The organism is Psychrobacillus sp. L3 (assembly GCF_042945595.1).
In the GTDB taxonomy this organism is placed as follows: Bacteria; Bacillota; Bacilli; order Bacillales_A; family Planococcaceae; genus Psychrobacillus.
On record NZ_CP168493.1, the window covers coordinates 1,571,985 to 1,585,158 of the forward strand.

Consider the following 13,174-nt stretch of genomic DNA (forward strand, 5'->3'; position numbering starts at 1 on the left):
ATGATGAAAAATCGGTGGCCAGCTGCATATCAAGTAATTGAAAAGCTTGAGCATGCTGGATTTGATGCCTATGTTGTTGGAGGAGCGGTACGAGATTTTATTCGAGGTGTTCCTGCTAATGATGTAGACGTCACAACGAATGCAACACCGAACGAAGTCAAACAGTTATTTGAACATACGATTGACGTAGGGATTGAACACGGAACCGTATTAGTAGTAGTAAAAGAGTCAATTGAAGTGACCACTTTTCGTTCGGAAGACACGTATTCTGATTATAGAAGACCGGATAATGTTATGTTTGTCCGATCTCTACAAGAAGATCTACAGAGACGTGATTTTACAATGAATGCTATGGCATTAACAAAAAAGGATGAACTGATTGATTATTTTGATGGAAGTTCAGATATTCAAAAGAAACTTATTCGGGCGGTAGGTGATCCGAATAAGCGCTTTTCCGAAGATGCACTCCGTATGTTAAGGGCTATACGTTTCTCTGCACAACTAGACTTTTCATTGCATGTAAATACATTAGAAGCTATTGAAATGCAACATAAATTAATTGGCCGTGTTTCACTGGAAAGAGTAAAAGTAGAATTAGAGAAAATTTGGGCAAGCGATCATGTAGGAAAAGGTATGTATTTATTTGAGACGAGTATGTTAGCGATAAATTTCCCTGGTGATTGGAAAACATATCTAGATAAATGGAATAGATTTTTGATGTTTGAAAATGTAGCGAATGGGTGGGCATTTTTTGCACTAATGCAGCAATCAAACGATATAAATAACTTATTAAATTTTTATAAATGCTCGAATGCAGAAAAAATGCATGTAAAGCAAGTTCTTCTTGCAGTAGAAAAGCTGAAAAAAGGACTATGGACGACATATGACCTCTTTCAATTTAAAGAAGAGGTATTACTATCAGCGGCCAATTATGCTCAAATCATTTTGGATATGCATACTTCTTATGAAAAGGATGACATTCTACGGTTAAAAGCAGCTATACCAATTTCATGCTCCAAAGAAATTGCTATCAATGGAAATGAATTAATGGAATGGAAACAAGAGAAAAGAGGACCTTGGATAAAAGAAGTCCTAGAGAAATTAACGATAGCGATTGTTAATGGAAAAGTTGAAAATGAACGAGCACATATAAAGGAATGGTTTTTTCATGAATATGACAATTAAAGAAAAGATTCTATCCCAACTACTATCCGCAAAAGGAGAGCCAATATCAGGCCAAAAATTAGCAGATGAATTATCCGTTTCTCGCACAATGATTTGGAAGCATCTGAAAGCCTTGGAATTAGAAGGTTATGTAATTGAGGCGGTAAAGAAAAAAGGATACATGCTTCTTTCGATTCCAGATATAGTTTCCAAAGAAAGAATATCTTCTTATTTAGAGACAGCTCAGTTAGGTCATAACATTTTATATTATCCAGTTTGCGATTCCACTCAAAATATTGCTGCAGAGAAGGCTAGGGAAGGGGCTCCTCATGGCACGGTCGTGATCACGGAAGAGCAAACTGCAGGTAGAGGAAGATTAGAACGAGTATGGGATTCTTCTGCAAATAATGGAATTTGGATGAGTGTCATTATTCGTCCTGAAATTAGTCCACATATGGCACCGCAATTTACGCTTGTTTCAGCAGTTGCCATTACAAAAGCAATGGAAGATTTGACTGGGAGTGCTCCAGAGATAAAATGGCCTAATGATTTATTAATGAATGGAAAAAAAGTAACTGGTATATTAACCGAACTACAAGCGGATATGGATCGAGTTCAATCCATTATTATTGGAATTGGGGTTAATGTAAACCAGGAACTCGAATCATTCGAGCAATCGATTCAATCGATTGCGACTTCATTAAAAATAGAAACAGGAAATGACATTAATCGTGCTGCTTTAGTTGCTAAGATTCTATTCTATTTAGAAAAGTATACAAAGATGTATGTTGAAAATGGATTTGAACCTATAAAATTACTCTGGGAAAGTTATAGTTGTACAATAGGAAAGCGAATTCGTGCAATCCTTTTAAGAGAGACTTTAGAAGGAACTGCAATTGGTATTTCAAATGATGGAGTACTACAGTTACGACTGGATGATGGTGAGATACGTGGAATATACTCTGCGGACATTCATTTAACATGATGCAACTGAAGCAATTTTACAAGTACACCAAATCATAACTGATAGTACAAATAATAATTTGGACTAATAAGCAGGATTCTGTTAATCTATATGCGAAGGGTAGTATCTTAATCGAACTGCACCTGTCATATTCTGTACACAAATAAATAGTCTGCCTTGATCATGCTACGACAGGGACGGAGAAAACCTACATTAGACATTTTCTGCCCTTCTGTCCATTCTCGGATTGAAGGGCTTTTATTGGTTTTCTTCTCAAAAAAAGAGGAGGAGTAAAATTGAAATCAACTAGTAGTTTTGTAGACATGAAGAAAAGTAAAGAAAAAATTGCTATGGTAACAGCTTATGATTATCCATCTGCTAAATTTGCAGAAAATGCAGGGGTAGATATGATTTTAGTTGGAGATTCCGTTGGGATGGTCGTGTTAGGATATGATTCCACGGTACTTGTGACAATGGATGATATGATTCATCATGGAAAAGCTGCAAGAAGAGGAGCACCAAACACTTTTTTAGTCGTAGATATGCCATTTGGGACATTTCACGGCTCACTAAATCAAACACTTACTAACGCAGTAAAAATTATGCAACAAACGAATGCTCAAGCTGTAAAAGTAGAAGGGGCAGATGATGTAATACCTGTGATACAAAAGTTAACTTCTGCTGGTATACCAGTAGTTGCACATCTTGGGTTACTTCCGCAATCTGCTGGAGTACTAGGCGGTTATAAAGTACAAGGTAAAACTGCAGCTGCTGCAGAAAAGTTAATAGATGATGCTAAAAAATGTGAAGAAGCAGGTGCGTGCGCAGTTGTATTGGAATGTATTCCATATCAGTTAACGGAAAAGGTTTCTGCTGCATTGACTATTCCTACAATTGGAATTGGAGCTGGAGCGAGTGCAGATGGTCAGGTGCTGGTTTTCCATGATATGATAAAATACGGAACACACCATATACCAAAATTTGTACAGGAATATGCGAACGTCGGGATTTCTATTGCTAATGGCATCACGCAATATGTAGAAGATGTCAAAAATGAAAAATTTCCAACTGTCCAACATCAATTTACAATGAAAGAAGATCAACTTCAACAATTGTACGGAGGCAATCATGAAAACAGTTCAAACAATTAATGAGTTACAAAACTTTTTAGATAGCAATAAAGGGAAATCAATTGGGTTTGTACCAACAATGGGATATCTCCACGAAGGCCATCTTGCTCTATTGACTAAAGCGAGAGAACAAAATGATATAGTCGTTTCAAGCATCTTCGTAAACCCAGCTCAATTTGGCCCAAATGAAGATTTAGATCGATATCCAAGAGATATAGAACATGATACAGAACTGGCGACAAAAGCTGGAATAGATGTCCTATTTGTTCCTCCTGTGAATGAAATGTATCCGTCCGAAAGTGGTATAACGATTCATGCAGGTGAACTTTCCACAAAGCTATGTGGGGAGAGTAGACCTGGACATTTTGATGGTGTTTTAAAAGTTATTACAAAGTTATTTCATTTGATCCAACCAACAAAAGCTTATTTTGGCCAAAAAGACGCGCAACAACTTGCGATTATAGAGACATTTGTGAAAGCTTATAACTTCCCTGTGCAAATTGAACGAGTTTCCACTGTTAGAGAAGCTGATGGGTTGGCGAAAAGTTCTCGAAATGTATTTTTAAGCGAAAAGGAAAGAGCAGAAGCGATTCATTTATATAAAGGACTTACCATTTCAACGGAAATTTGGCGTGAAACAAAAGATATTAGTTTGGCTATTTCAGAAGGTAAGCGATATATCGAACAAAATACTTCTGGTAAGATAGATTATTTGGAAGCGCTAGCATATCCAAACTTACAATCAGATTTTAATCATGCAGAACAAATCTTGTTCGCAACAGCAGTATTTTTTGAAAATGCTCGCTTAATTGATAATATTATTGTGGATGTAAAAGGAGTGTAACGTATGTTACGTATGATGTTAAATAGTAAAATTCACCGTGCAGTCGTCACGGAAGCCGATTTAAATTATGTAGGAAGTATTACGATTGATCAAAATATTTTAGATGCTGTCGGAATGTTGCCAAATGAAAAAGTGCATATTGTAAATAATAATAATGGGGCTCGTTTTGAAACGTATATTATTGCTGGTGAAAGAGGTAGCGGTGTTATTTGTGTGAATGGTGCGGCTGCCCGTCTTGTCCAACGAGGAGATATCGTCATTATTCTTTCCTATGCGTATGTGATGAACGAAGAGGCGCAAACACATCAACCAACTGTTGCTATTATGAATGAAAACAATACGATTAAACAAATTATACATTATGAACCAGAAGCTACTATAATGTAGTATTCCACTTCTAATATGGCACATCTTAAAAAACGGAGTCAGCTTAAAATGCTGCTCCTTTTTTTAGAGATAAGTGTATATGAATCTTGGATGCTAGGAATCCAGTAAAAGTTGAGCATCCATAAGTTGTGCTACAAGGGCTTGATCTTGATTGTTTTTTTACTTTTACCGCATACAGTATACATAAATCAGTGGGGCATGATTAGAGTAGGTGGTAATAAAGAAAAATAGATAGCATTCATTTATAAAGAGGTGCAGAGCGGACGAAATTGTATCTTCGTCCGCTTTTAAATGAATAGGAAAGTATCTAATCCCTCATTAACCAAACCTTATGTACCTTGTCTCTACCTATTCCAAGAGGGCGACGGACAAACATACACTACAAGATCCTCCATAAAATTCTTCATTAATAGTGTAGCCAATGTTTAGTTCAAAGCACCGGGAATTGGTGAAGACCAGGTGCACTTAAAGGAAGCTTGTGCTTTTCTTTAAAGATAAGAAAGTATATGGATTATCAACCTGCGAAACCAGTGTTCATAGTACTTTAAAGAATTAAAGAATACCGCAGATTTCCGTTTCAGGTGGACGCGTTCCGCGGGGGCGCCGCAATCGCGTCGTTGCGATGGCACACCTGTCTCCGAGGAACGAAGGCTAAGAGCGCCACATCGTGTGGCAACTCCTTCGTGACCAACATCCTGTTGGCCTCCGTCTGGAGTCGCCACCTTTCACTACAATCCATTAAGTGAGTAGTTCCTAATAAGAAAGTATATGAAATTTATATACTAGAAATCCAGTATTCACAAATACTTGAAGTGATTTTAATGCTGTCTTCCTTAAGCAGGATTTCCTATATGTTTTTACTTTTATCGTACACAGTATACATGAATCAACGGGTAGATGATTAGAATTGGTGGGCCTGAAAAAATAGGTAGTATTCATTGATAAAGAAGCGCTGAGCGGACGAAATTGCATCTTCGTCCGTTTTTAAAAGAATAGGAAAGCATCTAATCTCTCATTAACCAAGCCTTACGCACCTTGTCTCTACAAATTTCAAGAAAGCGACGGACAAACATCCGCCACAAGATTATCGAAAAAAAGTGGATGGAGAAGTGACGCAGTCACTTCTCCATCCACAAAATTCCTGCGGTAATAGTGTAGCCAAAATTCTTTTTGCGACGAGTAACCGCAGGAGCAAATGTTTCGTCCAAAGCACTCTAGAAATAGAGAAGACAAGTTGCACTTAAAGGGCGCTTGCGTTTTTCTAATTTAAAAGTATAGTTTTGTTAGTAAAATTTTAGTGAATATTAAATGGATGTGGTACAATTTTTTTAGAATATAAGAATTGTGAGTTGAGGAATGGTGGAAAATCATAAATATGCAGTTGTAGATATTGAAACAACAGGCCATTCATCTTCTAGTGGTGATCGTATTATTCAACTTGCAATTGTATTTGTTAATAATTATAAAGTCGTACATACTTTTTCTACGTTTATTAATCCGGAAAAATCGATTCCTCTTTTCATCCAAGATCTAACGAAGATTAAAAATGCGGATGTAGTAAACGCACCTTTGTTTGAAGAAGTTGGTTCCGAGGTTTTAGACATGCTGCAAGATCATATTTTTGTTGCACATAATATTCATTTTGACCTTACTTTTTTACAAAGCGAGTTAAAGAGAGTGGGACTTCCAAAATTAATTTGCAAAACAATGGATACCGTCGAATTTACAAAGTTAATGTTTCCTAATTTATATAGCTATAAGCTTCAAGATATTGCATCTGAATTACAAATTGACTTGCAAATGGCGCATCGAGCAGATGATGATGCACTCGCTACCGCATTTTTATTATTAAAATGTATCGAGCAGCTATCACATTTACCACTTCGCACGATTGAATTATTACATAAACGATCATTTCATTTGAAATCTAACTTATCGTTGCTTTTCTTTGAAGTCTTATCTACTAAAAGAACGAAGTACGAAGCGAAAGAATTTCCAATGTATCGTAATATTCCTTTAAAACAGTTGGAGGAAGAGAAGGAATTTGGCCAGATACAACAAAATTATCCACTAGAGAAACTATCAAAGGTAAAACTGTTCCAAAAAGGCTTGCTGTTTTTTGAAGAGCGTCCTGCGCAATTTGAATTAATGGATACGATTCACGTTACCTTGCAAGAAAAAAAAGAAATTGTTTGTGAAGCAGAGACAGGGATAGGCAAAACTTTAGGATATTTACTCCCAGCAACCATCTATGCGATGGAAAAACAAAAACCGGTAATTATTAGTACATATACAACTCATTTAATCGATCAATTAGTGCAAGAAGAAATACCTAAACTGGATGAAGTTCTAGGCGTGAAAACTAGAGTGGCAAAGCTAAAAGGAATGCATCATTATATTGACTTGTATCGTTTTTGGCAACATCTTCAACTGGAAGATGAATCGTATGATGAAACTTTTACGATTATGCAGATTTTAGTTTGGTTAACCCTTACAGACGAAGGAGATTTAACAGAGTTAAATGTATCTGGTGGTGGGCAATTATTTGTAGACAAGATTAGAAGAGCCATTCCATTTAAATCAGAAGAATCGGATGTTGTTGATTTTTATGAGAGAGCGATTCGAAAAAGTGAAAATTGTGATATTTTAGTTACAAACCATGCCATGATATTGGCAGATCAAGACCGAGAATTTAGATTATTAGCAAAGGGATGCGCGACAATTATTGATGAAGCTCATCAATTTATTCATGCAAGTATGTCTAGAAAAGAACGTATCTTTTCCTACACAAATTGGAAATACATTCTTGGGCAGTTTGGAACATTAGATACAGAACAACTACTTTATAAGTTGTCGATCATTCATATACCATTGCCTTTACGTATACGTCTAGAAAAAGAATTTGTAGAAATAGTTAATATATTCGATGAAACGGTTTCTTATATTATCGATTCTGTTCAACATACAAAAAATCGCTCAAAAAATACAAAAAAAACAATTTTATTAGATGACTTACATTTAAATGAATCGATTTTTCATAAAGTTGCGCTTTCTATCCAAACTTTTATCCTATCAGCTAAATCCATCATCCATTCCTATTCCATGAAAGTGGAAGAAATTGCGCCAATTATTTTGAATGAATGGGAATATTGGATACGAGAGCTTGAGATAAAAGTAGCTGAATGGGATGAAATTTTTTTACAAGAAGAATCAATTGAAGCAAAGTGGTTAGAAATTGATACAAGAAGCATACCTGGAAGTCTTACAATTATTAAAAGACCACTCAACTATCAGAATGATATTAAACATGCACTAAATCCTTTAAGGGCTGCTGGAGCAGTAATTTGGACTTCTGGAACGCTTTCTGTACCTTCGAACCGACATTTCATTACTTCTCAGCTTGGATTACATGAAAAAATAGAAATTTGTTCATTTAAAACATCTGTTGATTACTATAATGGGGCAGAACTATTAATTATTGAAGACATGCCAGAAATTCAACATGTTTCACAAAGTGATTATATTGAATCAGTGGCAGAAGCTATTGTTCAAACAGTACTTGTTACAGAAGGTAGATGTTTTGTATTGTTTACTTCTCAAGATATGCTGCGAAAAACAGTGGACTTGATACAGGATACAAAGTTACTAGATGATTATATGCTATTTGCACAAGGTATGTCCGCGGGAAGTAGAATGCGATTACTAAAATCATTCCAACGATTTTCGAAATCTGTCTTATTTGGTACGAATAGTTTTTGGGAGGGTGTAGACGTTCCGGGAGATGCGTTGTCTGTAATCATCATGGTGAGGCTTCCGTTCTCTTCCCCGGATGATCCTATATTTAAAAAGAGAGCTGAGTTACTTACTATGAATGGTCAAAACCCTTTTACTGCATATTCCTTACCTGAAGCAGTTCTTCGATTTAGACAGGGATTTGGTCGTTTAATCCGTTCATCTTCAGATAAAGGGGTATTTATCGTGTTAGATAGAAGGATTGAAACAAAATCATACGGTAGTGACTTTTTACAAGCCATTCCTAATATTCCTGTGAAGAAAGTATCGCTAGAAAATATGGTCTTAGAGCTTGAAAATTGGTATACTAAGTAAGTATAGTTTTAGAAAGCAGGTTAGAAATATGGAAAATAAAATTGAAGTGCTATCAACGGTTACAGTCAATTACCAGAATGACTTATATAAAATAGTTGATCAATTAAATCGAACATTAAAAGAGCAGGATTTAATGTTCGGATTAGCGCTAGATAAGCACCAACAAGAAAAAGCTATATTTACTATTTACAGGACTTAACAGATGACTTTAAAACGATGGATTCTGTTTATTGTTACTTTTTTGATTGGTCTAACGTTTATTCTTAGTCTACTTATTTACTTTCAAGCAAAAGCGCCATTTAAAGCTGCTAGTGATGATGCCGAAACATATGTATTACATAATAATTTGTTATCCCAAATCAATGATTCGTATGTTTATAATAGCAATATTTCTTATCATACAGTCATTGGTAAGACTGCTAAAGGGGAAGCAAAAGCTTTTTTTATTCCTGAAAAGAAAACAGATGAACCAATTATGGAAGTTAAGTTTAAAGACGGAATAACAAAAGAACAGGCAAAAGAATTAGCAATGAAAGATGAAAAAATTAGTAAATTATTACATGTGAAACTTGGAGTAGAAGAAGTAGGACCAGTATGGGAAATTTCGTTCATTAACAAAGATAATAAACTAAGTTATGTATACTTATTATTTGATAACGGAGACTGGTGGAAACGAATATCTAATTTATAACGAAACTTTTAAATTTTTGGAGGATAAAATGAAAAAAATTATGATTAAAGATATGGCAAACCATGTTGGCGAAACAGTGAAACTTGGTGCATGGCTTGCAAACAAGCGTTCAAGTGGTAAAATAGCATTTTTACAATTACGTGATGGATCTGGCTTTGTACAAGGTGTTGTTGTAAAAGAGGAAGTTGGAGAAGAAATTTTCCAAACTGCTAAAGGATTAACACAAGAAACATCTATGTATATAATTGGTGAGATTATTAAGGATGAGCGTTCTTCATTTGGATATGAATTACAAATAAAAGAAATTGAAGTGATTCATGCAGCGATTGACTTTCCAATCACACCTAAAGAACATGGTACGGAGTTTTTAATGGACAACCGTCATCTATGGTTGCGTTCTAGAAAACAACATGCCATTATGAAAATTCGTAATGAAATAATTCGAGCAACTTATGAATTTTTTAATGATAATGGCTTTGTTAAAATGGACCCACCAATTTTAACAGGGTCTGCTCCAGAAGGTACTTCTGAACTATTCCATACTAAATATTTCGAAGAGGACGCTTACCTTTCTCAATCAGGTCAATTGTATATGGAAGCAGCTGCAATGGCTCTTGGAAAAGTTTTTTCTTTCGGTCCTACATTCCGAGCAGAAAAATCAAAAACACGTCGTCATTTAATCGAATTCTGGATGATTGAACCAGAGATGGCATTCGTTGAATTTGAAGAAAATTTAGAAGTTCAAGAGCAATATGTAGAATTTATTGCACAAACTGTATTGAAAAATTGTACATTGGAATTAGAACGTTTAGGCAGAGATGTGTCAAAACTTGAAAATATTAAAGCGCCTTTTCCACGCGTTTCATACGATGATGCCATCAAATTTTTACATGAAAAAGGCTTTGATGATATCAAATGGGGTGACGATTTTGGATCACCTCATGAAACCGCGATTGCAGAAAGTTATGACAAGCCAGTTTTCATTACCCATTATCCGATAGGTATTAAGCCATTCTATATGCAACCACATCCAGATAGAGATGACGTAGTTTTATGTGCAGATTTAATTGCTCCAGAAGGATATGGGGAAATCATTGGTGGATCAGAACGTATCCATGATTATGAATTATTAAAACAACGCCTAGCAGAACACGGTTTAGACGAATCCGCGTATGCTTGGTATTTAGAGCTACGCAAACAAGGATCAGTACCACATTCTGGATTTGGACTTGGATTAGAGAGAACAGTTGCATGGCTAAGCGGAGCTGAACATGTTCGTGAGTCCATTCCTTTCCCTCGTTTATTAAATAGATTATACCCATAATAGAAAGAGCTTTGCGCAGTAGAAATATTTTTACTGCGACAAAGCAAGCAGCTGCTTTTAGAGAGATTTTATACTGTGTAATATCTTAAGAAGGGGAGACGAGTATGCAAAAGCGAGATCGACTCCGTATTTGGACAGAGCAGGGGAATGTAACCATTTCCCAGCTTTTTTTTAACTATTATAAAATGATTGATGTAAAAGATGAAGAAGCTATTTTGCTTCTACATTTAATCGCATTTGGAGAGGCGGGAAACCACTTTCCAACTCCGCAAAACTTAGTCGAACGTACGCATTTTGATGAAAATAAAGTTACGAGCATATTACAGCGCCTTGTGCAAAAAGGATTTGTTCAAATCGAACAGCAAATTGATGAAGAAGGTATACGATATGAATACTATAATTTTCAGTATTTGTGGAATCTACTTTTAAATTACGTAGAGCAAGAAGAGAATAGTGCAGAAGATGATGTATTGAAAGTAGAAGAAGGAACTATCTATAAATTATTTGAACAAGAATTTGGAAGATTATTATCTCCAATGGAATATGAAACGATTGGCATGTGGTTTGATCAAGATCAACATTCTCCTGCATTAATCCGGCTAGCACTAAAAGAGGCAGTATTATCGCAAAAGCTTAGTTTACGCTACATCGATCGTATATTGTTTGAATGGAAAAAGAAAAATATTAAAACAGTGGAAGCCGCCGAGAAACAGTCTTCTAATTTTAGACAGCAAATCCCAATACAAAAACAAGTTGAACAGGCAGTAAGTGCAACAAAGGTATCTTTTTATAATTGGTTAGAAGAGAGAGAGTAGGTGGAGATATTTTGCTGACGAAAGCACAATGGCAGTTTTGCCTAGATGAGATGGAGCTAATGTTCCCTGATGCTCATTGTGAGCTAGTCCATGAAAATCCATTCGAACTACTTGTCGCCACATTATTATCTGCACAATGTACAGATGTCTTGGTGAATAAAGTAACGAAGAGTTTGTTTCAGAAGTATCACAAACCAGAAGATTACTTAGCGGTTCCAATAGAAGAGTTACAGAACGATATTCGGTCGATTGGACTATACCGAAATAAAGCTAAAAATATTCAAGCACTAAGTAAACAGCTGATTGAATTATATGATGGGGTAGTCCTTGCCGATAGAGACTTACTTACCGCTTTTCCAGGAGTAGGGCGTAAAACAGCAAATGTGGTCGTATCCGTTGCTTTTGGTATACCTGCAATTGCAGTAGATACCCATGTAGAACGTGTCTCTAAGCGGCTAGGTCTTTGCAGATGGAAAGATTCTGTACTCCAAGTGGAACAAATATTGATGAAAAAAACTCCCATGGAATTATGGTCAAAAGCGCATCATCAACTAATTTTCTTTGGTCGTTATCACTGCAAAGCACAAAATCCACAATGCCCGCAATGTCCTTTATTGTCTATTTGCCGAGAAGGTAAAAAAAGGATGAGTAAAATTGTCTAAGTATAATTTTATCGATGTCGGAAGAAAATTTGCTGAGTGGGATCTATTAAAAGAAAAGTTAGCAATGCTTTTTAGAATTGAAGATGAATCACGATACAATATGATGGAGCATAGCATTTTACTATTGATGAAAATTTTAGAAGATTCGGAAGAGGTTAAACCGATTAATTTTTCCGAGCGTTTGGAATTTATTGAAAAGAATACTCATAACTATACTTCCTTCCGTCAACTTGAAGAGTTATTCAAAGAAACTAAAAAGAAAATTGCGGTGAAAAGAATTATGGATAATAAATAACTAAATAGGTGGGATTGAGTTTTCTATTTATTGAAGGCTAGGTGAATATGTAGAATTACCCTCTTAATGAAGGACTTCAATCTTGGATTGAAAGTGAAGAAGAAAAGCCGAAAGCAAAATGCAATTGACTTTTCTTTTTTATAATCGGTATTTAGATATTACAAAACAAAAAAATTGAAAGTTGGAATAGGAAGAGTAATTCTGCAAATTAATGTTGCTTGTAGTGGAACACTCATTCAAGCTATTCTATCAATAAAAGAAAAAGATACATTTTTGTTTTTAGAGATTTATAAGTATAATCACACGTGTTTATTAATCAAAAATATCCAAAAAATGACTAGATAATTTAGTGATAAAATACTAGGAACTTAGTATATAGTCGCTTTTGGATTGCTTTGGACTGAACGATTACTGCGCCGTTACCCATATTTCTGAATGCGGAGGGATGCGACTTTGTCGCATCCCTCCGCATTTTTTAAAAGATAAGAAAGTATATGGATTATCAACCTGCGAAACCAGTGTTCCTAGTACTTTAAAGAATTAAAGAATACTGCGGATTTCCGTTTCAGGTGGACGCGTTCCGCGGGGTGAGCGATGAGCCATCACCGCCGCATTCGCGTCGTTTGAGATGGCACACCTGTCTCACTCATCCCGCTGGAGTCGCCACCTTTCACTACAATCCATTAAGTGAGTAGTTCCTAATAAGAAAGTATATGAAATTTATATTCTAGAAATCCAGTATTCACAAAGACTTGAAGTGATTTTAATGGTGTCTTCCTTAAGCAGGATTT

General features: G+C 35.7%; 12 protein-coding genes. All 12 read left to right on the forward strand.

The features are described 5' to 3' along the window. The 12 genes from ACEPXD_RS07480 (at position 1) to ACEPXD_RS07535 (ending at position 12,383) form a co-directional block, all read left to right on the forward strand. Positions 1-1,185: a CCA tRNA nucleotidyltransferase gene (locus ACEPXD_RS07480; RefSeq protein ID WP_391121784.1), complete on the forward strand. Its 1,185-nt coding sequence runs from the start codon at positions 1-3 to the stop codon at positions 1,183-1,185. Next, positions 1,169-2,149 (forward strand): biotin--[acetyl-CoA-carboxylase] ligase, encoded by a 981-nt coding sequence (locus ACEPXD_RS07485; RefSeq protein WP_391121787.1) that lies wholly within the window; start codon positions 1,169-1,171, stop codon positions 2,147-2,149. The genes ACEPXD_RS07480 and ACEPXD_RS07485 overlap by 17 nt, the downstream gene beginning before the upstream one ends. Positions 2,150-2,424: 275 nt before the next feature. Further along, positions 2,425-3,279: a 3-methyl-2-oxobutanoate hydroxymethyltransferase gene (gene panB / locus ACEPXD_RS07490; RefSeq protein WP_391121790.1), complete on the forward strand. Its 855-nt coding sequence runs from the start codon at positions 2,425-2,427 to the stop codon at positions 3,277-3,279. Next, positions 3,257-4,102: a pantoate--beta-alanine ligase gene (gene panC, locus ACEPXD_RS07495; protein WP_391121793.1), complete on the forward strand. Its 846-nt coding sequence runs from the start codon at positions 3,257-3,259 to the stop codon at positions 4,100-4,102. Before panB ends, panC begins: the two co-directional genes overlap by 23 nt. 3 nt (positions 4,103-4,105) lie before the next feature. Then, positions 4,106-4,489, forward strand: coding sequence for an aspartate 1-decarboxylase (gene panD, locus ACEPXD_RS07500; RefSeq protein WP_391121796.1), 384 nt, complete (start codon positions 4,106-4,108; stop codon positions 4,487-4,489). Between the two features lie 1,356 nt (positions 4,490-5,845). Next, a complete protein-coding gene (gene dinG / locus ACEPXD_RS07505) occupies positions 5,846-8,596 on the forward strand; it encodes an ATP-dependent DNA helicase DinG (RefSeq protein ID WP_391121799.1) in 2,751 nt (916 codons plus the stop codon). Positions 8,597-8,624: 28 nt separating this feature from the next. Next, positions 8,625-8,795, forward strand: coding sequence for a YpmA family protein (locus tag ACEPXD_RS07510; protein WP_391121802.1), 171 nt, complete (start codon positions 8,625-8,627; stop codon positions 8,793-8,795). Positions 8,796-8,798: 3 nt separating this feature from the next. After that, positions 8,799-9,287 (forward strand): DUF5590 domain-containing protein, encoded by a 489-nt coding sequence (locus tag ACEPXD_RS07515; protein ID WP_391121805.1) that lies wholly within the window; start codon positions 8,799-8,801, stop codon positions 9,285-9,287. 28 nt (positions 9,288-9,315) lie between these two features. Next, positions 9,316-10,611 (forward strand): asparagine--tRNA ligase, encoded by a 1,296-nt coding sequence (gene asnS / locus ACEPXD_RS07520; RefSeq protein ID WP_391121808.1) that lies wholly within the window; start codon positions 9,316-9,318, stop codon positions 10,609-10,611. Positions 10,612-10,715: 104 nt separating this feature from the next. Then, a complete protein-coding gene (locus ACEPXD_RS07525; RefSeq protein ID WP_391121811.1) occupies positions 10,716-11,426 on the forward strand; it encodes a DnaD domain protein in 711 nt (236 codons plus the stop codon). An 11-nt stretch (positions 11,427-11,437) separates the two neighbouring features. Then, on the forward strand, positions 11,438-12,088 hold the full coding sequence (gene nth, locus ACEPXD_RS07530; protein WP_391121814.1) for an endonuclease III: 651 nt from the start codon (positions 11,438-11,440) through the stop codon (positions 12,086-12,088). Beyond that, positions 12,081-12,383, forward strand: coding sequence for a YpoC family protein (locus ACEPXD_RS07535; protein WP_391121817.1), 303 nt, complete (start codon positions 12,081-12,083; stop codon positions 12,381-12,383). The genes nth and ACEPXD_RS07535 overlap by 8 nt, the downstream gene beginning before the upstream one ends. Positions 12,384-13,174: the final 791 nt, after the last annotated feature.

Excerpts from the sequence above, each read along its gene's own strand:
- ACEPXD_RS07480 (WP_391121784.1), top strand. The coding sequence starts at position 1 with ATGATGAAAAATCGGTGGCCAGCTGCATATCAAGTAATTGAAAAGCTT.
- ACEPXD_RS07485 (WP_391121787.1), top strand. The coding sequence starts at position 1,169 with ATGAATATGACAATTAAAGAAAAGATTCTATCCCAACTACTATCCGCA.
- panC (WP_391121793.1), top strand. The coding sequence starts at position 3,257 with ATGAAAACAGTTCAAACAATTAATGAGTTACAAAACTTTTTAGATAGC.
- panD (WP_391121796.1), top strand. The coding sequence starts at position 4,106 with ATGTTACGTATGATGTTAAATAGTAAAATTCACCGTGCAGTCGTCACG.
- dinG (WP_391121799.1), top strand. The coding sequence starts at position 5,846 with ATGGTGGAAAATCATAAATATGCAGTTGTAGATATTGAAACAACAGGC.
- ACEPXD_RS07510 (WP_391121802.1), top strand. The coding sequence starts at position 8,625 with ATGGAAAATAAAATTGAAGTGCTATCAACGGTTACAGTCAATTACCAG.
- ACEPXD_RS07515 (WP_391121805.1), top strand. The coding sequence starts at position 8,799 with ATGACTTTAAAACGATGGATTCTGTTTATTGTTACTTTTTTGATTGGT.
- asnS (WP_391121808.1), top strand. The coding sequence starts at position 9,316 with ATGAAAAAAATTATGATTAAAGATATGGCAAACCATGTTGGCGAAACA.
- ACEPXD_RS07525 (WP_391121811.1), top strand. The coding sequence starts at position 10,716 with ATGCAAAAGCGAGATCGACTCCGTATTTGGACAGAGCAGGGGAATGTA.